This is a genomic window from Jiangella anatolica, from assembly GCF_003236295.1.
Classification (GTDB): Bacteria; Actinomycetota; Actinomycetes; order Jiangellales; family Jiangellaceae; genus Jiangella; species Jiangella anatolica.
Map to the genome: position 1 here is coordinate 1 of NZ_POTW01000122.1, position 18,159 is coordinate 18,159.

General features: G+C 71.7%; 17 protein-coding genes. 10 read left to right on the forward strand and 7 right to left on the reverse strand.

The window, feature by feature from the left end:
- The 5 genes from C1I92_RS29875 to C1I92_RS29895 form a co-directional block, all read left to right on the forward strand.
- Window positions 1-1,206: extracellular solute-binding protein (locus C1I92_RS29875; protein ID WP_111258281.1), on the forward strand; the 1,206-nt coding region annotated here is incomplete at its 5' end.
- Window positions 1,207-1,351: 145 nt separating this feature from the next.
- Window positions 1,352-2,209, forward strand: coding sequence for a carbohydrate ABC transporter permease (locus C1I92_RS29880; RefSeq protein WP_438940542.1), 858 nt, complete (start codon window positions 1,352-1,354; stop codon window positions 2,207-2,209).
- Window positions 2,206-3,039, forward strand: a complete 834-nt coding sequence (locus C1I92_RS29885; RefSeq protein ID WP_199521735.1) for a carbohydrate ABC transporter permease — start codon at window positions 2,206-2,208, stop codon at window positions 3,037-3,039. Before C1I92_RS29880 ends, C1I92_RS29885 begins: the two co-directional genes overlap by 4 nt.
- Before the next feature lies 1 nt (window position 3,040).
- Window positions 3,041-4,519 carry a glycoside hydrolase family 3 protein gene (locus C1I92_RS29890; protein ID WP_111258283.1) on the forward strand — a complete coding sequence of 493 codons (1,479 nt, stop codon included), beginning with the start codon at window positions 3,041-3,043 and terminating at the stop codon, window positions 4,517-4,519.
- Between the two features lie 233 nt (window positions 4,520-4,752).
- Window positions 4,753-5,670, forward strand: coding sequence for a UbiA prenyltransferase family protein (locus C1I92_RS29895; RefSeq protein WP_111258284.1), 918 nt, complete (start codon window positions 4,753-4,755; stop codon window positions 5,668-5,670).
- Here C1I92_RS29895 and C1I92_RS29900 read toward each other — a convergent pair.
- Window positions 5,667-6,116, reverse strand: coding sequence for a MarR family winged helix-turn-helix transcriptional regulator (locus C1I92_RS29900; protein WP_111258285.1), 450 nt, complete (start codon window positions 6,114-6,116; stop codon window positions 5,667-5,669). The genes C1I92_RS29895 and C1I92_RS29900 overlap by 4 nt on opposite strands.
- Window positions 6,117-6,240: 124 nt before the next feature.
- Here C1I92_RS29900 and C1I92_RS29905 point away from each other — a divergent pair, with 124 nt between their 5' ends.
- Complete coding sequence (locus tag C1I92_RS29905; RefSeq protein WP_111258286.1) at window positions 6,241-7,422, forward strand: MFS transporter; 1,182 nt, start codon at window positions 6,241-6,243, stop codon at window positions 7,420-7,422.
- Between the two features lie 4 nt (window positions 7,423-7,426).
- On the opposite strand, the gene C1I92_RS29910 is transcribed toward C1I92_RS29905, so the two are convergent.
- On the reverse strand, window positions 7,427-9,313 hold the full coding sequence (locus tag C1I92_RS29910) for an ABC transporter ATP-binding protein (RefSeq protein WP_111258287.1): 1,887 nt from the start codon (window positions 9,311-9,313) through the stop codon (window positions 7,427-7,429).
- An 83-nt stretch (window positions 9,314-9,396) separates the two neighbouring features.
- On the opposite strand from C1I92_RS29910, the gene C1I92_RS29915 reads away from it, so the two are divergent.
- Window positions 9,397-9,822, forward strand: coding sequence for a MarR family winged helix-turn-helix transcriptional regulator (locus C1I92_RS29915; protein WP_158564336.1), 426 nt, complete (start codon window positions 9,397-9,399; stop codon window positions 9,820-9,822).
- Between the two features lie 38 nt (window positions 9,823-9,860).
- Here C1I92_RS29915 and C1I92_RS29920 read toward each other — a convergent pair whose 3' ends face one another.
- Window positions 9,861-10,277: an NUDIX hydrolase gene (locus C1I92_RS29920; RefSeq protein WP_111258289.1), complete on the reverse strand. Its 417-nt coding sequence runs from the start codon at window positions 10,275-10,277 to the stop codon at window positions 9,861-9,863.
- A gap of 176 nt (window positions 10,278-10,453) precedes the next feature.
- On the opposite strand from C1I92_RS29920, the gene C1I92_RS29925 reads away from it, so the two are divergent.
- Window positions 10,454-11,548, forward strand: coding sequence for a fatty acid desaturase family protein (locus C1I92_RS29925; RefSeq protein WP_111258296.1), 1,095 nt, complete (start codon window positions 10,454-10,456; stop codon window positions 11,546-11,548).
- A 427-nt stretch (window positions 11,549-11,975) separates the two neighbouring features.
- On the opposite strand, the gene C1I92_RS29930 is transcribed toward C1I92_RS29925, so the two are convergent.
- On the reverse strand, window positions 11,976-12,362 hold the full coding sequence (locus C1I92_RS29930) for a VOC family protein (protein WP_111258290.1): 387 nt from the start codon (window positions 12,360-12,362) through the stop codon (window positions 11,976-11,978).
- Between the two features lie 123 nt (window positions 12,363-12,485).
- Here C1I92_RS29930 and C1I92_RS35705 point away from each other — a divergent pair, with 123 nt between their 5' ends.
- Window positions 12,486-12,779 (forward strand): GRAM domain-containing protein, encoded by a 294-nt coding sequence (locus C1I92_RS35705; RefSeq protein WP_111258291.1) that lies wholly within the window; start codon window positions 12,486-12,488, stop codon window positions 12,777-12,779.
- A 15-nt stretch (window positions 12,780-12,794) separates the two neighbouring features.
- Here the strand turns inward: C1I92_RS35705 and C1I92_RS29940 are convergent, their stop codons facing one another.
- Complete coding sequence (locus C1I92_RS29940) at window positions 12,795-13,964, reverse strand: acyl-CoA dehydrogenase family protein (RefSeq protein WP_111258292.1); 1,170 nt, start codon at window positions 13,962-13,964, stop codon at window positions 12,795-12,797.
- Window positions 13,965-14,078: 114 nt separating this feature from the next.
- Here C1I92_RS29940 and C1I92_RS29945 point away from each other — a divergent pair, with 114 nt between their 5' ends.
- Window positions 14,079-15,395 (forward strand): UDP-glucose dehydrogenase family protein, encoded by a 1,317-nt coding sequence (locus tag C1I92_RS29945; RefSeq protein WP_111258293.1) that lies wholly within the window; start codon window positions 14,079-14,081, stop codon window positions 15,393-15,395.
- 4 nt (window positions 15,396-15,399) lie between these two features.
- Here the strand turns inward: C1I92_RS29945 and C1I92_RS29950 are convergent, their stop codons facing one another.
- The gene (locus C1I92_RS29950) at window positions 15,400-16,983 is read right to left on the reverse strand and encodes an FkbM family methyltransferase (RefSeq protein WP_158564338.1); all 1,584 of its coding nucleotides are present in this window, start codon (window positions 16,981-16,983) and stop codon (window positions 15,400-15,402) included.
- 23 nt (window positions 16,984-17,006) lie between these two features.
- A partial coding sequence (locus C1I92_RS29955; RefSeq protein ID WP_233507450.1) for an LCP family protein occupies window positions 17,007-18,159 on the reverse strand: 1,153 nt, incomplete at its 5' end.

Here is an 18,159-nt window from a genome sequence, read left to right on the forward strand (position 1 = left end):
CCCGCCGCCGGTGGCGAGAGCGCCGGCACGCCGGAGCCCGCCGACATCCGGCTGTGGCTCAACGGCCCGGACACCCCGCAGCCGATGCGCGACTGGCTGATCGCCGAGTTCGAGGAGCAGAACCCCGGCTCCACGCTCACCATCGAGGAGCAGCAGTGGGAGGGCCTGGTCGACCGGCTCACCACGTCGCTGGGCAGCGAGTCCGAGACCCCGGACGTCGTCGAGGTGGGCAACACCCAGGCGCCGACCTTCACCACCGTCGGCGCGTTCACCGACATCACCGACATGCTGCCCGATCTCGGCGGCGACGACCTGCTGCAGGGCTTCGTCGAGGCCGGCAGCGCGGACGGCAAGACCTACGCGGTCCCGCTGTACGCGGGCTCGTCCTACATCTTCTACCGCAAGGACCTGTTCGCGGCGTCGGGCCTCGAGGTGCCGACGACCATGCAGGAGTTCGTCGACACGGCCGTGAAGCTGAAGCAGGACAACGCCAGCGTGCCGAACTTCTCCGGCTTCTGGCTGCCCGGCCAGGACTGGCGTGACGGCGCCGCGTTCCTGTGGGACGCCGGCGGCGACTTCGCCGCCGAGGACGGCGGCGAGTGGAGCGGCGCGCTGTCGACGCCGGAGTCGCAGGAGGGCCTGGCGCTGGTGCAGCGGCTGTTCACCGAGGCGTCCGGGGCGCCGAAGGACGGCAACGAGGCCGACGGCCACGTCCCGTTCTGCGCCGGCGAGGTCGGCATGATGCTGCGTCCGGGCTGGCTGCGCGGCAGCCTCGAGGACCCGGAGATCGGCTGCCCGGACATGATGGCCAACGTCGGCGTCTTCGCCCTGCCCGGCACTGACGGCGAGCCGGCTCCCGTCCTGCTCGGCGGCTCGAACATCGCCATCTCCGCCACGTCGCAGAACCAGGAGCTCGCCGCGAGCCTGCTCGAGCTGATCATGAGCGACGAGTTCCAGAGCCAGTACGCGGAGAACGGCCTCACCCCGGCGAAGGTCTCGCTCGCCAGCGGCCTGGGCACGGACGAGTTCGCCGCCGCCACCCAGGAGGCGGTCACGAACGCCAAGCTCACGCCCGCCGCGGCCAACTGGGCCACCGTCGAGGGCTCCCGCATCCTGGAGGACCTGTTCGTCGCGATCGCCAACGGCGGCGACGTGCAGCAGCTCGCTGAAGAAGCCGATGCCGCCATCGCCGACCAGCTCGGCTAGCAGCCGAGCGGAGGAACGGGCCGGCCGGGACCAGGGACCCGGCCGGCCCACTCCCCCCACCACGAGGACCGGCCGGGGGCCGGCGGGTGACGTCGCACCCCGCCGGTCCCGACGGCCACGGCGCTCGCCGCTCCCGTACGTGCTCCTGGTGCCGGCGCTGGCGGTCCTGGTCGCTGCTCTCGGCTACCCGCTGTACCGCCAGGCGGTCATATCGTTCCAGGAGTACGGCCTGGCGCAGCAGTTCGGGCAGCCGCCGGAGTGGGTGGGCCTGGACAACTACGTCGCCCTGGTCACCGACTCCTACCTGTGGACGGTGATCGCCCGGTCGGTCGTCTTCTGCCTGGCCAACGCCGCCATCACGATGGTGATCGGCATCGCGCTGGCGGTGCTGATGACGCTGACCAGCCGAGGCCCGCGGCTGTTCCTGCAGATCGGGCTGCTGCTGGCGTGGGCGATGCCGCACCTGGCGTCGCTGACGGTGTGGCAGTGGCTGTTCGACTCGCAGTACGGCGTCATCAACTGGCTGCTGACGAACGTCGGCCTGGACCAGTTCGCCGGGCACTCGTGGCTGATCGACCAGCTGTCGTTCTTCACAGTGGCGACGGTGATCGTGGTCTGGATGAGCGTGCCGTTCGTGGCGTTCTCCGTCTACGCCGGCCTGACCCAGGTGCCGGGCGAGCTGTACGAGGCGGCCCAGATCGACGGCGCGTCGGCGTGGTCGCGGTTCCGCCAGATCACTGTCCCGCTGGTCAAGCCCGTCCTGCTGATCGTGCTGCTGCTGCAGATCATCTGGGACCTCAAGGTGTTCACCCAGATCTTCGTACTGCAGGACGCTGGCGGCATCACCGCGCAGACGAACCTGATCGGCACGTACATCTACCGGCTCGGGCTGGGCGAGGGCGAGTTCGGGCTGGCGGCGGCCGCGTCGTGGTTCGTGCTGCTGCTGACCGTCGTGCTGAGCCTCTACTACGTCCGGGTCCTGGTCCGCGAGGAGGAGCTGTGAGCACGCGCATCCGCACCCGGCAGCGGACGTTCGGCGTCGTCGCCGTCGTCATCGCGCTGATCTGGATGTTCCCGGTCTACTGGATGCTGAACAGCTCCTTCCTGCCGTACAACCGGATCCGCGCCGCCGAGCCGACGTTCCTGCCGCTGAACGGGTCGCTGTCCGCGTACGGCCGGGTGTTCGACAGCAACTTCTTCGACACGCTGCGGATCAGCGCGATGGTCACCGGCCTCACCGTCGTCGCGGCGCTGCTGTTCGCATTCCTGGCGGCGCTGGCGCTGTCGCGGTTCCGGTTCAAGGGCCGGCGCAGCTTCATCCTGGCCGTGCTGATCATCCAGATGATCCCGGCCGAGGGCCTGTTCATCTCCCAGTTCAAGCTGCTGGAGGGGTGGCAGCTGCTGAACAGCGTCATCGGGCTGTCGCTGCTCTACATCGCGGCCGTCGTGCCGTTCACCATCTGGATGCTGCGCGGGTTCGTCAACGGTGTCCCGCGGGACCTCGAGGAGGCGGCGCTGGTCGACGGCTGCAGCCGGCTGCAGGCCTTCTTCCGCATCACCCTGCCCTTGCTGGCGCCGGGCCTCGTCGCCAGCGGGGTGTACGCGTTCCTGCAGGCCTGGAACGAGTTCACCCTGTCCCTAGTGATCATGACGAGACCGGAGAACATGACTCTTCCACTGTGGCTGCGCTCGTTCACCGAGGCGAACCGCGTCAGTGACTGGGCCGGTATCATGGCCGGATCCGTCCTGGTGGCGGTGCCGGTGATGATCTTCTTCCTGCTCGTGCAGCACCGCATGACCTCGGGGCTGGTGTCCGGGGCGGTGAAGGGCTGAGATGAACGACAGCAGCGAGCTGCGAGGCCTCGCCCTCGCCACCCTCTTCCCTGGCTTCCTCGGCGCGCACGACGTCCCGCCGTGGCTGGCCGAGCTGGCCGCGGATGGGCTGGGCGGCGTCGTCCTGTTCGGCCGCAACGTCGATCCGGCCCGCGGCGACGCCGGGGTGGCCGCGCTGACCCGCCGGCTGCACGAGCTCAACCCGGACCTGCTGGTCGGCATCGACGAGGAGGGCGGCGACGTCACCAGGCTCGACGTCGCGACCGGGTCGACGCTGCCGGGCAACGCCGCGCTCGGCGCGCTGGACGACCCGGCGGCGACGGAACGGGTGGCGGCCGAGGTGGGCGCCCGGCTGCGGGCCGGCGGGATCGACCTCAACTTCGCCCCCGTCGCCGACGTCGACTCGAACACGCTGAACCCGGTGATCGGGGTCCGCTCGTTCGGCTTCGACCCCGACATCGTCGCCCGGCACGTCGCCGCCTGGGTCGCGGGGCAACAGGCGCAGGGCGTCGCCGCCACCGCGAAGCACTTCCCCGGCCACGGCGGCACCAGCGAGGACAGCCACCTCACCGTCCCGTCGATCGACGACCCTCTCGACGTCATCCAGACCCGCGACCTGCCGCCGTTCCGGGCGGCGGTGAAGGCCGACGTCAAGATCGTCATGACGGCGCACATCCGGTTCCCGGCGCTCGACGGCGACCGGCCGGCCACGCTGTCGCGACGCGTCGTCACCGACGTCCTCCGCGACGAGCTGGGCTACGACGGCCTGGTGATGACCGACGGCATGGACATGCACGCGATCAGCCGGACCGTCGGGCACGCCGAGGGCGCGGTGCTGGCGCTGCTGGCCGGCGTCGACGCGCTGTGCGTCGGCGGCGACACCGTCGACCCCGGGACGGTCGAGGCGATGGCGGCGGCGCTGGTCCAGGCCGTGCGGTCCGGCCGGCTGCCGGAGGAGCGGCTGGCCGAGGCGGCCGGCCGGGTCCAGGCGCTGCGCCGCTGGCTGCGCGACGTGCGTCCGCCGGCGGTCGTCCACGGCGCGGCCGCCGACGCCGCGCGGCGCGCGATCACCGTCCACGGCGACGTCACGCTGAGCGCGCCGCCGCTGGTCATCGAGCTCGACGACGACCCGTCGATGGCCGCCGGCCCGGTGCCGTGGGGCGTCGGCCGGCACCTGGCCGACCGGCTCCCCGGCACGGTCGTGGCCCGTGTGACGGCGTCGACGGCGGACCTGTCCGCGGTGATCGCGGCGCTGCCGTCGCGGCGGCTGGTGATCGGCGTGCGCGGGGTGCGGCGGCGGCCGTGGCAGGCGGAGGTCGTCTCGGCCGCGCGGGTCGCCCGGCCTGACCTCGTCGTCGTCGACCATGACGTCAATCCGCTGCCGGAGGTGCTGGGCTCGCACTATGTTCTGACGCATGGCGCCGCGCGGGTGACGGCCGAGGCGGCGGCGGATCTGCTGGCCGGGCTAGGGGGTGTCTGACGGATATTGGCGGATGCGGGCGGCGTCCAGGCGTCGGTCCAGCAAGGTGCCGGAGGAGATCGATGCGGTGCCATCGGGCGACGACGGCAACGCAGCTGGTCGGCGTCTGGGCGTCGATCCGCGCCGCCGAAGATCCGTCAGCCACCCCCTAGCTCGACAGGGGTAGCTCCGGCCCTCTCGACCCCTCCTACGGGGGAGGCCGGGCCGGGGTCCGGACCGGAAGCATCGTCGTCATGACGACCATGCGCACCCGGTCCGCCCCGGCCCGGCCTCGTCAACTGGCCGGCGATGTGCTGGCGATCGGCCGGCCCTGGTTCTGGTTCGTCTCGCTGCTGCCCTATTACCTGGGCGTCGTGCTGGCGGCGCGGCGCGTGGTGCCGCCGGTCGCGGACTGGCCGCTGCTGGCCCTGGGTGCCGTGGTGATCGGGCCGCTGGTCTGGATCTCGGTGCTGGCCGTCAACGACGCCCACGACCTGCGCGGTGACCGGCTCAATCCGCGCAAGGCCGGGTCGCCGCTGGTCGTGGGCCGGTTGAGTGTGGCGGCGGCGCTGCGGGTCTCGTTGGCCGCGGCGGTGCTGGCGGTTCTGGCGGCGTTGTTCGTGGGGCCGCTGTTCGCCCTGGGGACCGCGATCGTGCTGCTGGTCGGCTGGGCGTACAGCGCGCCGCCGCTGCGGCTCAAGGCGCGCCCCGGCTTCGACGTCGCCGTCAACGCGCTGGCCATCGGCGCCGCGGGGCAGCTGGCCGGGTGGTCGATGCTGCGGCCGCTGGCGGAGTTCCCGTGGCCGATGGCAGTGCTCGGCACGCTGGTCGGCGCCGCGCTGTACGTCCCGACGACCTTCGCCGACCTGGAGGCGGACCGGGTCAGCGGTTACACGACGCTGGCCGTGCGGCTCGGGCCGCGGCGGACGTACCTGCTCGGGCTCGGCCTCTGGCTGGCCGCCGGGCTGCTGTCGCTGGCGATGTCGGCCGCCGACGTGGTGGTGCCGCGGTCGATGCTGCCGATGGAGATCGTGCTGGTGCCGCTGCTGGTGCTGGCGTACCGGCGCCTCGTCCGGGCCGAGCGCACGTTCCGCGGCATCGTCGCCGTCGCCGTCCTCTTCCTGGTGCCGAGCCTGACCTTCGTCCTGACCTACACCGGCGTGGTCGGCTAGGCGCTCGCGTAGAGGCCGCTGAGCGCGTCGACGAGCGGACTCAGCTCCGGCACGTCGGCGGCCTCGGCCAGCGCGGCCTGCAACGCGGTGTCGTGCGTCTCGCGGGCCGCGGCGAGCAACTGTCCGCCGGCCTCGGTGACCTCGGTGTAGATGCCGCGGCGGTCGGTGTCGCACAGATAGCGGCCGAGGTAGCCCTGCGTCTCCAGCCGTGTGACCAGCCGCGTCGTCGCGCTCTGGCTCAGCACGACGGCGTTGGCCAGCTGCTGCATGCGCATGTGCCAGCCGTCCTGGCGGCTGAGCACGTCGAGCACGGTGTACTCGCTCACGCTCAGTCCGTGCGCGTCCTGGAGTGCGCGTTCGATGCGCGACTCCAGCCGCGCGTGCAGCGCCGCCAGCGTGCGCCAACCCTGGGCGCGTGCCTCCACGGCGTCGTCGGCGAGGGACATCGGCACCTCCTTCGGTCCTTGTGACGCCGAGTTTACCTGAGCGAGACGGTAGCCGCTTGGACCGATAGCAAGCGTGTGCAATTATTGCTCACGCCAGATAGTTCGGACGATTCCTGGGACCTTCATGCCTCTCGCTCTGCTCGCACTGGCCATCGGCGCGTTCGCCATCGGGACGGCGGAGTTCGTCATCGCCGGCCTCCTCCCGGAGGTGGCCGCCGACTTCGACGTCTCGATCCCGGCGGCCGGCTGGCTGATCTCCGGCTACGCCCTCGGCGTGGCCATCGGCGCGCTGCCGATGACGCTGCTCGGCTCGCGGATGCGCCGCAAGCACCTGCTCCTGCTTCTCATGGTGGTCTTCATCGCCGGCAACGCGATCAGCGCGCTGGCGCCGTCGTACGAGGTGATGATGGCCGGCCGGATCGTCGCGGCGTTCTGCCATGGCGCGTTCTTCGGTTTCGGCTCGGTCGTCGCCGCCGACCTCGTCGCGCCGACCAGGCGGGCCAGCGCCATCGCGTTCATGTTCACCGGTCTGACGCTGGCCAACGTGCTGGGCGTGCCGATGGGCACGTTCCTCGGCCAGGAGCTCGGCTGGCGGTCGACGTTCTGGGCCGTGGTCGGGCTCGGGGTGATCGGCTTCGCCGGCATCGTCGTCCTCGTCCCGGACCTGCCGCGGGTCGCGTCGGGCGGGGTGCGGCAGGAGCTACGGGTGCTACGCAGCGGACGGGTCTGGCTGGCGGTCGCGATGACCGTGCTCGGCTGGGGCGGCGTGTTCGCATCGTTCACCTACATCGCACCGATGATGACCGAGGAAGCCGGGTTCTCCGAAGGTGCGGTGAGCTGGCTGCTCGTGCTGTTCGGCGTCGGCCTGGTGCTCGGCAACCTGCTCGGCGGCCGGTTCGCCGACCGGCGGCTGATGCTCAGCCTGTACGTGCTGCTCGGCGGGCTCGCGATCGTGCTGGCGGCGTTCACGGTGACGGCGACCGCGCCGGTGCCCGCCGCGGTGACGCTGTTCCTGCTCGGCGGGCTCGGCTTCGCCACGGTGCCAGGCCTGCAGATGCGCGTGCTCGACAGCGCGGCGGCGGCGCCCACCATCGCGTCGGCGGTGAACATCGGCGCGTTCAACGTCGGCAACGCGCTGGCCGCCTGGCTCGGCGGGCTGGTGATCTCGGCGGGGCTCGGGTACACGGCGCCGAACTGGGTGGGCGCGCTGATGGCGACCGGCGCCCTGCTGCTCGCCGTCGTGGCCGGCCGGCTGGACCGCTCGCGTGGCCCTGTCGCCGTCGCGCCCGAACCCGCGCGGGTGTGACGCCTCAGGCGGCGGCCGCCGCCGGCTGCTCCTGCGAGCGGAACTGGGTCCGGTAGAGGTCGGCGTACGCGCCGCCGGCCGCGAGCAGCTCGTCGTGCGTGCCGCGCTCGACGATGTGGCCGTCGTCGACCACGAGGATCTGGTCGGCGTCGCGGACGGTGGACAGCCGGTGCGCGATGACCAGCGACGTCCGTCCGGCCAGGGCGGTCTCGAGGGCGCGCTGCACGGCCGCCTCGGACTCGGAGTCCAGGTGCGCCGTCGCCTCGTCGAGGACGACGATGCGCGGGGCCTTGAGCAGCAGCCGGGCGATGGCCAGGCGCTGCTTCTCGCCGCCGGAGAGCCGGTAGCCGCGCTCGCCGACGACGGTGTCGAGGCCGTCCGGCAGCTCGCGGACCACGGCGGCGATCTGCGCCGCCTCGAGCGCCGCCCAGATCTCGTCGTCGGTGGCGCCGGGCCGGGCGTAGCTCAGGTTGGAGCGCAGCGTGGTGTGGAACAGGTGCGCCTCCTGGGTGACGACGCCGATCGCGTCGCGCAGCGACTGCTGCGTCACGTCGCGGACGTCGTGGCCGCCGACGCGGACGGCGCCGCCGGTGACGTCGTACAGGCGTGAGACCAGGCTGGTGACCGTCGACTTGCCGGCGCCGGACGGGCCGACCAGCGCGACCATCTCGCCCGGCCGTGCGGTGAAGGTCACGTCGTGCAGGACCTGGCCGCCCGGGGTGCTGGGCAGGCCGGCGACCGACTCCAGCGAGGCGAGCGAGACGTCGGACGCGGCGGGGTAGCCGAAGTCGACGTGGTCGAACTCGACCTCCGCCGCGCCGCCCGGCAGCTCCTTCGCGTTGGGCGCGTCGCGGACCATCGGCTCCAGGTCGAGCACCTCGAGCACCCGCTCGAAGCTGACCAGCGTCGTCATGATGTCGACCTGGAGGTTCGACAGCGACGTGATCGGCCCGTAGAGCCGGCCGAGGTACGCCGTCAGCGCGACGATGGTGCCGACGCCCAGAGTCCCGGCGATGGCCAGCACGCCGCCGAGGCCGTAGACGAACGCCGTCGCCAGGGCGGCGAGCAGGCCGAGCGACGTCATCAGAACCCGCGAGTAGACGGCGATCGTGACGCCGATGTCGCGGACCCGGGCGGCCCGCTCGTCGAACTCGGCGGACTCCGCCTCGGGCCGGCCGAAGATCTTGACCAGCAGCGCGCCGGCGACGTTGAACCGCTCGGTCATCGTCTGGCCCATGTCGGCGGTGAGGTCGTACCGCTCGCGGGTCAGGTCGGCGAGCTTGCGGCCGACCAGCTTGGCCGGCAGCACGAAGAGCGGGACGAGGATCAGCGCCGCGACGGTGATCTGCCACGACAGGACGAACATCGCGGCCAGCACGGCCGCCGTCGTCGCGATGTTGCCGACGACCGTCGACAGCGTCGAGGTGAACGCCTGCTGCGCGCCCTGCACGTCGCCGTTGAGCCGGCTGACCAGGGCGCCGGTCTGCGTGCGGCTGAAGAACGCGATGGGCATGCGCTGCACGTGCGCGAAGACCTGGCTGCGCAGGTCGTGCACCAGCCCCTGGCCGATCTTGGCCGAGACGTAGCGCTGCGTCAGGCCGATCGCGGCGGTGACGATGGCCAGCCCGGCGACCGCGAGGGCCAGGCCGAGGACCAGGCCCTGGTCGCCCTTGAGGACGCCCTCGTCGATGATCAGCTTGAACAGCAGCGGCTGGGCGGCCCCGAGCAGCGCGTCGGCCAGGATCAGGCCGAGGAAGACGGCGAGCTGCTTCTTGTAGGGGCGGGCGAAGGTGAGGATGCGCCGGAGTGTGCCCGGCGCGAGCTTGTGGGCGGTGACGGAGCGGTCCTTGGTGAAGGAGCGAGTCCGGCCGCCGCGAGTGGAGTCATCCATGGCGACCTCCCTGAAGTCTGTGTGTGATCCAGAGGTTACCTCCTAAAGAGGTTTTCTCGCAAATCGGTGCTAGGCTGGGGCTCGTGGACAGGGAGCGTGCCGGGCACATCGCCGACCTGCTGACCAGCGCGAACCGGCGGCTGCGCCGGGCGTCGAAGGACGAGCTGGAGCGGGCCGGCGTCACGCCGAGTCAGTGGCGCGTGCTGCGGCTGTTGCAAAGGGCCGGCGCGCCGCTGCGGGTCGTCGACCTGGCCCGCCAGCTCGACGTCGTCCCTCGCTCGGCGACGTCGGTGGTCGACCTGCTGGAGGAGCGCGGCTTCGTGACGAGGCAGCCCGATCCGGCCGACCGACGGGCCATCCTGGTCGCGCTGACCCCGTCGGCGCTGGAGCTGCTGGCCGCGCTGCGGGCCAGCCGCGCGGCCGGGGTGGCGCAGCTGGTCGACCGGCTCACGCCGGGGGAGCAGGCCGAGTTCGTCCGCCTGCTCACCGTCCTCACCACCGACGACTGAACGCCGACGCGGCCGGCGGCGCCGCGCTGGTCGACTCGTCAGTCGCCGAGGCCGGTGCGGATCGTGTCGAGCAGCTCGGCGGGCTTGCAGCGCTCGGCCACCTGCTCGACCGGCACCCACTCCGACGCGGTGTGCTCGGCGCTGAGCGTCACGGCCGTGTCCCACGGCACGTTCAGCCGGTAGATGCCCACCTCGTCGGACTCGTCGGTCCGAACGGGCTCGGGGGTGGCGACGATACCGGTCTCCTCGCGCAGCTCACGCGCGGCGCAGTCGGCGATCTTCTCGCCCGGTTGCCGGACGCCGCCGGGCGGCACCCAGGACCAGTCGCCGTCGAGGGTGTCGATGTCGGCCGGGTGCAGCAGCAGCACGTGCGGCCCCTTCGGCCCCCGGCTGGTCACGACGATGGCGGCGACGAACGGTGCCGTCTCGGGCGCCTCGGTGGTCGGGTCGGTCATGGCGGACAAGTGTGACGCATGACGTGGCCGGATGCGGGCGGATCGCCGCAGACCACCCGTTCGGCGTGCCGCGCTCGTCCGGGGCGACGGGCGCGTTCCTGGGTGGAGACAGCCCCACCCAGGGACGGGGGTCAGCCCGGCAGACGCGACATTTAAACGTACGTATGATCTTGATCATGACAGCTTTTACGGCCATGACCAGCGCCGATACCGCCGGAGGGCGGCCGCGGCAACGGTTCGTCAGCGACTATGCGGACCTCTCCCAGCGGATCCGGGACGCGGGCCTGCTGCGTCGCCGTCCGCTCTACTACGCGATCCGCGCGACGTTGCTGGCGCTCGGGTTCGCCGGCTGGGTGGTGGCGTTCCTGGCCGTGGGCGACTCGTGGTGGCAGCTGGCGCTGGCCGCCGGGCTCGGTCTGCTGCTGACGCAGACGGCGTACCTCGGGCACGACGCGGCGCACCGGCAGATCTTCGTCTCCGGCCGTCGCAACGAGCTGGCCGCCATGCTGCTGGGCGACGTCGTCGTCGGGCTGAGCCACGGCTGGTGGATGTCCAAGCACAGCCGTCACCACGCCAACCCGAACAAGGTCGACGTCGATCCCGATGTCGAGCCGGCGGCGCTCGTGTGGACCAGCGACGTCGCCGCGAAGCGGACCGGGTTCGCCGGCTGGTGGGTGCGTCATCAGGGCACGCTGTTCTTCCCGCTCCTGCTGCTGGCCGGGCTGAACATGCACGTCAGCGGTCTGCGGACGGTGTTCGGACGCGGCCGGGTCAAGTTCCGCGCCGTCGAGATCCCGCTGCTGCTGGCCCGGCTCGTCCTCTACCCCGTCGCGTTGTTCATGTTCCTGTCGCCGGGGATCGCGGCCGCGTTCCTCGCCGTCCAGCTCGCTGTGTTCGGGTTCAGCATGGGTGCGACGTTCGCGCCGAACCACAAGGGCATGCCGATGATCCCCAAGGACCTGACCCTGGACTACCTGCGCCGGCAGGTGCTGACCAGCCGCAACGTCCGCGGCGGCCGAGCGATGAACGTCGCGATGGGCGGGCTGAACTACCAGATCGAGCACCACCTGTTCCCGAGCATGCCCAGCCCGACCCTGCGCGCCGCCCGCCCGATCGTCCGCGAGTTCTGCGCCGAGCGCGGGGTCGACTACACCGAGGCGGGCCTGTTCGAGTCCTGGCGCATCGTCGTCCAGCACCTCAACCGCGTCGGCACCACCGACGTCGACCTGTTCGAGTGCCCGGTCGCGGCCCGGCTGCGGTCGCCGGTCTGAGGGTTTTCGATGAGGACGAGGGCCCCCGCCGGCGACCGCCCGGCGAGTCGGTCTATCGGCGCCTCTCACTCGGCCGCCCCTGCGCCAAGATGGGCCGATGGCGGAGCTGGAGCAGCTGTCCCAGGCGTATGAGACGGCGGAGGCGTTGTTCCTGACTGCCGTGCGGAGCGCCGCGGATCGAGGTGAGCTGGCGTTGGCAGCGCGACGGGCCGCGTCGGCGGCTGCGGCGTACGACACGGAGGCCTATCGCAAGTTCCATGCAGGTGAGGGGGATGCGTGGAACTCGCTGGACCACCTTCAACGAGCGCACCGAGGTGCTGCGTGAACTCTGGGAGGATCTGGCCGCCGCCTACGAGGCGTGAGCCGACCGCACCGGACACTCGGGCGGTACCGGCGTTCTTCGGTCGCTCCGACCGGCCCCAGAAGGTCAGTCGGCCTGGGCGGCGGCGGACCAGGCCGGGAGCTGCTGCAGCGACCAGCCGTTGCCGTCCGGGTCGGAGAAGAAGACGAACCGCCCCCACGGCTGGTCGTCGACCTCGCTGACCTCGATGCCGCGCGCCAGCAGGTCGGCGCGGGCGGCGTCCGCGTCGGCCACCACCATCTGCAGGTTGTCCAGCGACCCGGGCGCCATGCTGGTCAGCCCGAGGCCGATCGCGATCGAGCAGGCCGACCCCGGCGGGGTGAGCTGCACGAAGCGGACCGTGTCGCTGACCGTGTGGTCGTGGTCGGCGTTGAAGCCCGCCCGGACGTAGAACTCCTTGGCCCGGTCGACGTCGGTCACGGGCACCGACACCAGTTCCAGTTTCATGTCCATGTCGCGAGCCTAGCCACTCCGACGGCGTCCCACGGTTCGCGTCAGCACAGCGTTGGCAAAGCCATCCACGTCCCCAACCCGTAGGTCGTATGCTCGTCGGACCTTTGCGGGAGGAAGGTGGGTATGAGCCAGGGTGGTGTACTCGCCGACACGAGGGCGAATCTATGGCGCGGAGCCATCAGCGTAGGTGGACGTCTCACACTGACGAGCGAGTTGCTGTCCTTCCGCGCACACGCTCTGAATGTTCGTGCGGAACCGCTCGACCTCCCCGTCGCCGATATCGCTTCTGTGGGGAAGTATCGAAGTATGGGGCTGATCCCCAACGGGCTCGTGGTATCGATGACTTCTGGCGCTGAGTACCGCTTCGTCGTTGCCCGCCGGGATCGCTTCATTGCCGCGGTCGAGTCGCAACGCTAGGCGAACAGGCGGGCGTCAGAAGCTCACACTCCCTTTGAGTAGCTGGCGGGCCATGACGATGCGTTGGATCTGGTTGGTGCCTTCGTAGATTTGGGTGATTTTGGCGTCGCGCATCATGCGTTCGATGGGGTAGTCGCGGGTGTAGCCGTAGCCGCCGAAGAGTTGGACGGCGTCGGTGGTGACGGTCATGGCGGTGTCGGAGGCGAAGCATTTGGCGGCGGCGCCGAGGAAGCCCAGGGTGGGTTCGTCGCGTTCGGAGGCGGCGGCGGCGCGGTAGACGAGTTGGCGGGCGGCTTCGACCTTCATGGCCATGTCGGCGAGCATGAACTGCACGCCCTGGAAGTCGGAGATCGGGCGGGCGAACTGGTGGCGTTGCTGGGTGTAGGCGGTGGCGGCGGCGACGGCGCCGGCGGCGATGCCGACGGCTTGGGCGCCGATGGTGACGCGGGTGTGGTCCAGGGTGCGCAGCGCGATCTTCAGGCCTTGGCCGAGGTCGCCGACGACGCGGTCGGCGGGGATCCAGCAGTGGTCGAAGAGCAGCTCACGGGTGGGTGAGCCCTTGATGCCGAGTTTGCGTTCCGGTGCGCCGACGGTGAAGCCCTCGTCGCCGTCCTCGACGACGAAGGCGGTGATGCCGCGCGAGCCCGCGGACGGGTCGGTGACGGCCATGACGGTGTAGTACTGGGAGACGCCGGCGTTGGTGATCCACGACTTCTGCCCGTTGAGGACGAAGCCGTCGCGGTCGGCGACGGCGCGGGTGGTCATGGACGCGGTGTCCGAGCCGGCCTCGCGTTCGGACAGGCCGTAGGAGAACATCGCCTCCCCGGCGGCCACCGGCGGCAGGTACTTCTCCTTCACCGAGGAGGATGCGGCGAGCAGCAGCGGCATGGTGCCCAGCTTGTTCACCGCCGGGATGAGCGAGGACGACGCGCAGGCGCGGGCCACCTCCTCGATCACGATGCAGGTGGCCAGCGCGTCGGCGCCGGCGCCGCCGTACTGTTCGGGGATGTGCGGGGCGTGGAAGTCCGCCGAGCGCAGCGCGTCGTAGGAGGCCTGCGGGAACGTGGCGGTCTCGTCGGCCTCGGCGGCGTGCGGGGCCACCTTGTCGGTGCACAACTCGCGCACCGCGGACCGGATCGCCTCGTGCTCGTCGCTGAGCCGGTACAGGTCGAAGTCGGCATCCATGGGCCGATGCTACTCGCCAGTAGTCAGCCGATGGCAAGTGCGCCGTGGCGGCACCGGACGCCGACTTGTACTGTCGACCCCGACGAACCGGATACAACGGGTGGGGAACTCGACGTGTCTCTGCGCATCTCCGTGATCGGCACCGGCTACCTCGGCGCCGTGCACGCGGTCTGCATGGCCGAGCTCGGCTACACCGTCGTCGGCATCGACGTCGACGAGGAGAAGGTGGCCGCGCTGTCCCGCGGTCAGGCCCCGTTCTACGAGCCCGGCCTGGACGACCTGCTGGCCAAGCACCACGACACCGGCCGGCTCACGTTCACCACCGACTTCGCCGCCGCGAAGAACGCCGACGTGCATTTCGTCTGCGTCGGCACCCCGCAGCGCCGCGACGGCCTGGCCGCCGACATGCGCTACGTCGAGGCGGCCGTCGACGCGCTCGCGCCGCACCTGGACGCGGAGTGCCTGGTGGTCGGGAAGTCGACGGTGCCGGTCGGGACGGCGGCCGCGCTGGCCGAGCGGCTGGCCAAGACCGCACCCGTCGGGGCCGGCGCCGAGCTCGCCTGGAACCCGGAGTTCCTGCGCGAGGGCTTCGCCGTCCAGGACACGCTGCGCCCGGACCGCCTGGTCTTCGGCGTCACGTCCGCCGAGGCGGAGCAGAAGCTGCGCGAGGTCTACGCGCGCACCATCGCCGACGGCACGCCGGTCATCGTCAGCGACCTGGCGACGTCGGAGCTGGTGAAGGTGTCGGCGAACGCGTTCCTGGCCACGAAGATCTCCTTCATCAACGCGATGGCCGAGATCGCCGAGGTGGCCGGCGCCGACGTCACCAAGCTGGCCGACGCGATCGGCCACGACGCCCGCATCGGGCGCAAGTTCCTCAACGCCGGCATCGGCTTCGGCGGCGGCTGCCTGCCCAAGGACATCCGCGCGTTCATGGCCCGGGCCGGCGAGCTGGGCGCGTCGCACTCGCTGGCGTTCCTCGCCGAGGTCGACGCGATCAACCTGCGCCGCCGGCAGTACGTCGTCGACCTCACCCGCGAGCTGGTCGGCGGCAGCGTCGCCAACAAGCGCGTCGCCGTGCTGGGCGCGGCGTTCAAGCCGCAGTCCGACGACGTCCGCGACTCGCCGGCGCTGAACATCGCCGGCCAGCTGCACCTGCAGGGCGCCCGGGTGTCGGTGTACGACCCGAAGGCGACGGCGAACGCGCGCAAGATCTTCCCGACGCTGCCCTACGCGGACTCCGCCGTCGAGGCCTGCCGCGACGCCAGCATCGTCCTGCACCTCACCGAGTGGCAGGAGTTCCGCGACCTCGACCCGGCCGAGCTGGCCGGCATCGTCGAGACCCCGATCGTCGTCGACGGGCGCAACTGCCTCGACGCGGACGCGTGGCGGGCGGCCGGCTGGACCTACCGCGGGCTCGGCCGCCCGTAGGACGTCAGCGGCCCGGCTGACGCGGCCGCGGCGTCGCCTCCAGCGCGGCGTGCCACGCCTTCGCCGCCGCGAGCATCTCCTCGCTCACGTCCTCCGGCGCGAACAGGTAGTTCATGTGCTCGTACGTCGGATCGCCCTTGATGACGTCCTTCGCCGGAAGCGGGAACGTCCCGTTCAGGTGCAGGAACCGGTACCCCAGCTCGCCCATCAGCTCGGTCAGCGGCCGTTCCGGCGCCCGGCCGGCCAGCACCTCGCAGAGGATCCACGGCCGGTGCTCGGCGATCAGCTCGCGGGCGCCGCGCAGCACGTAGTGCTCGGTGGTCTCGGTGTCGACCTTCATGACCGACGGGATCGAGCCGGTCCGCCGCGAGTACCGGTCCAGCGGCTCGACCAGCACGTCGAGCTGGCGCTTCGAGACCCGGAAGCCCTGCGCCAGCGAGTTGGACGAGTCGCTGCTCTCGGACAGGTAGAACGTCGCGGTGCCGGGGCTCTCGCCGGCCGCGATCAGCTCCAGCCGGTAGTCCAGGCCGTTGACGTCGGCCAGGTGCCGGGCCCAGTGCGCCAGGTCGGGAGTCGGCTCGAACGCGACGATCTCGCGGTCGGTGTAAGCCCGGGCCAGCAGGGCGTACGGGCCGAGGTTGGCGCCGACGTCCCAGACGGCGCCGGGCGGCGCGGTGTCGCACAGCGCCAGGTACCAGGCGATCGTCGACGGCTCGTAGCCGCCGATGCCGTGCTTCAGCAGGTGCTTGGCGACGATGTAGTGGGCCGGGACGGTGACGTGCAGCTCCCGAGGCTGGCCGCGGTCGCCGCCGGGCGGCACCGGCATCGGCACCCAGTAGTCGAACCGGCGCGGCTCGTCGGACGGGACGGGCGTGGCCGATGTGGTGACGCGGCGCGCTGCGGGCGTGCGCCGGGTCTTCCAGGCCTCGCGCAGGATGCCGGCGGCGCGCCGGCTGCCCCGCACCGGGTGCCGGGCCATGCCGACGACGGCCTGGCCGACCTGCATCGTCGTCGACGCGCGGGCGACCTCCAGCCGGTGCTCGGCGGTCTGCCGCAGCGCCCGCGTCGACCGCAGCTCGGTCCGGGTGACGTCGAGCGCCTCCGCCGCCGACTCGTACTGTGCGGCCACCTTGACGAACGCCGCGCGGGCCCGCTCCCAGTTCGGCTCGCCGCCGGTGGTGACGGCGCGCAGGTTGGCGTCCGCGAGGTCGGAGCCGCCGGACTCGCCGACCCGCAGCAGCGACAGCCCGCCGATCGCGGGCAGCTCGACGGCGTCGTCGAGGTACACGACGTGCAGCAGCTCGAAGCCGCGCTCGGCCAGTGTCGCCGCCAGCTCGCGCGTCACCGGCTCGACCGGGAGCGCGTCGGTCAGCAGCACCGCCCGGTCGCCGACGGCGACGTCGTCGAGGCAACTCAACCCGGCCGGGAGATCGTCGGTGCGCAGCATGGAGACCTGCACCGGCCACCGCTTGTCCGCGCCGGCGACGGACAGCCCCGTCAGCGCCGGATGCGCGGGCAGCGGCGAGCCTGACCAGGCCAGATCGTCGAGGTTGGGCGCTTGCGACGTGAGGAAGTCGCCGATCAGCATCATGCCCTCCGGGGCGGCCGTGCCTAGGGTTGAGCGTCGATGACCTCGGAGGGTATATCAGTTCCGTTCTGCAGGGCAGTCCACAGCGCACCCGAGAGTTCCGGGTCCCAGGTGACGGTGTTGCCGATGTCGCCGAGCGGGACGGTGATGGTGTCGCCGGAGCCGCCGGAGACCGAGCCGATCGCCCGGACGAACGCGAACATGTCCATCGGGCCGGTGTCCTCGTCGAGCACCAGCGCGTCGCCACCGGCCAGCGCCGTGCGGGTCAGCCCAATCGGGTTGACCAGCGTGCCGGGCGACAGCGCCTTGTCGGCGATGGCGGAGATCAGCTCGCGCTGGCGCTGCACCCGGCCGATGTCGGACGTCGGGTCGAAGTGCCGGGCGCGGGCGTAGCCGAGCGCGTCCGGGCCCTGCAGCGTCTGGCAGCCGGCCGGCAGGTCGATGTGCGCCTGCTCGTCCTGAACCGGTGCGTCCAGGCAGATCTCGACCCCGCCGAGGGCGTCGACGATGCCGGCGAAGCCGCCGAAGCCGATCTGCACGTAGTCGTCGATGGCGACGCCGGTGGCCGCCTCGATCGTCTCGACCAGCAGCGGCGCGCCGCCGAACGCGAAGGCGGCGTTGATGCGGTTCTCGCCGTGGCCGGGGATGTCGACGACGGAGTCGCGCGGGATGCTGATGAGCGCGTTGCGGGCGCCGCCGCCGGGCACGCTGAGCAGCATGATGGTGTCGGTGCGCTGCCCCTCGGTGCTGCCGGTGCCCAGCTCGCTCTGCTCCTCAGCGGAGAGGTCCTCGCGGCTGTCGGAGCCGACCAGCAGGAACACCCGGCCCTCGGAGACCGCCGAGCCGTGGTCGGACGGGATCGCGTCGACCTTCTCGATGCGGCCCCACACGTACCAGACCAGCACGCCGAGCGCGATCAGCACGATCAGCCAGAACGACAGGAACCAGCGCAGGAACCGGACGAAGCCGGAGCGCTTCTTCTTCGGCCGGCCGGGTGGCTCGGCCTCGCGGCGAGGGCGGGCCGGCGGGGCCGCCGGCGGTGCGCCGGCGCCGTCGGTGTCCGCGGCCGGGTAGCCGCCGGCCGGCATGACGCTCGTGCCGCCGGGCGCGGCGATGGCCTGGGCCGGTGCGGGGGAGTCGTCGGGCGGGCTGTGCGCCACCCCGCCGCGATAGGAG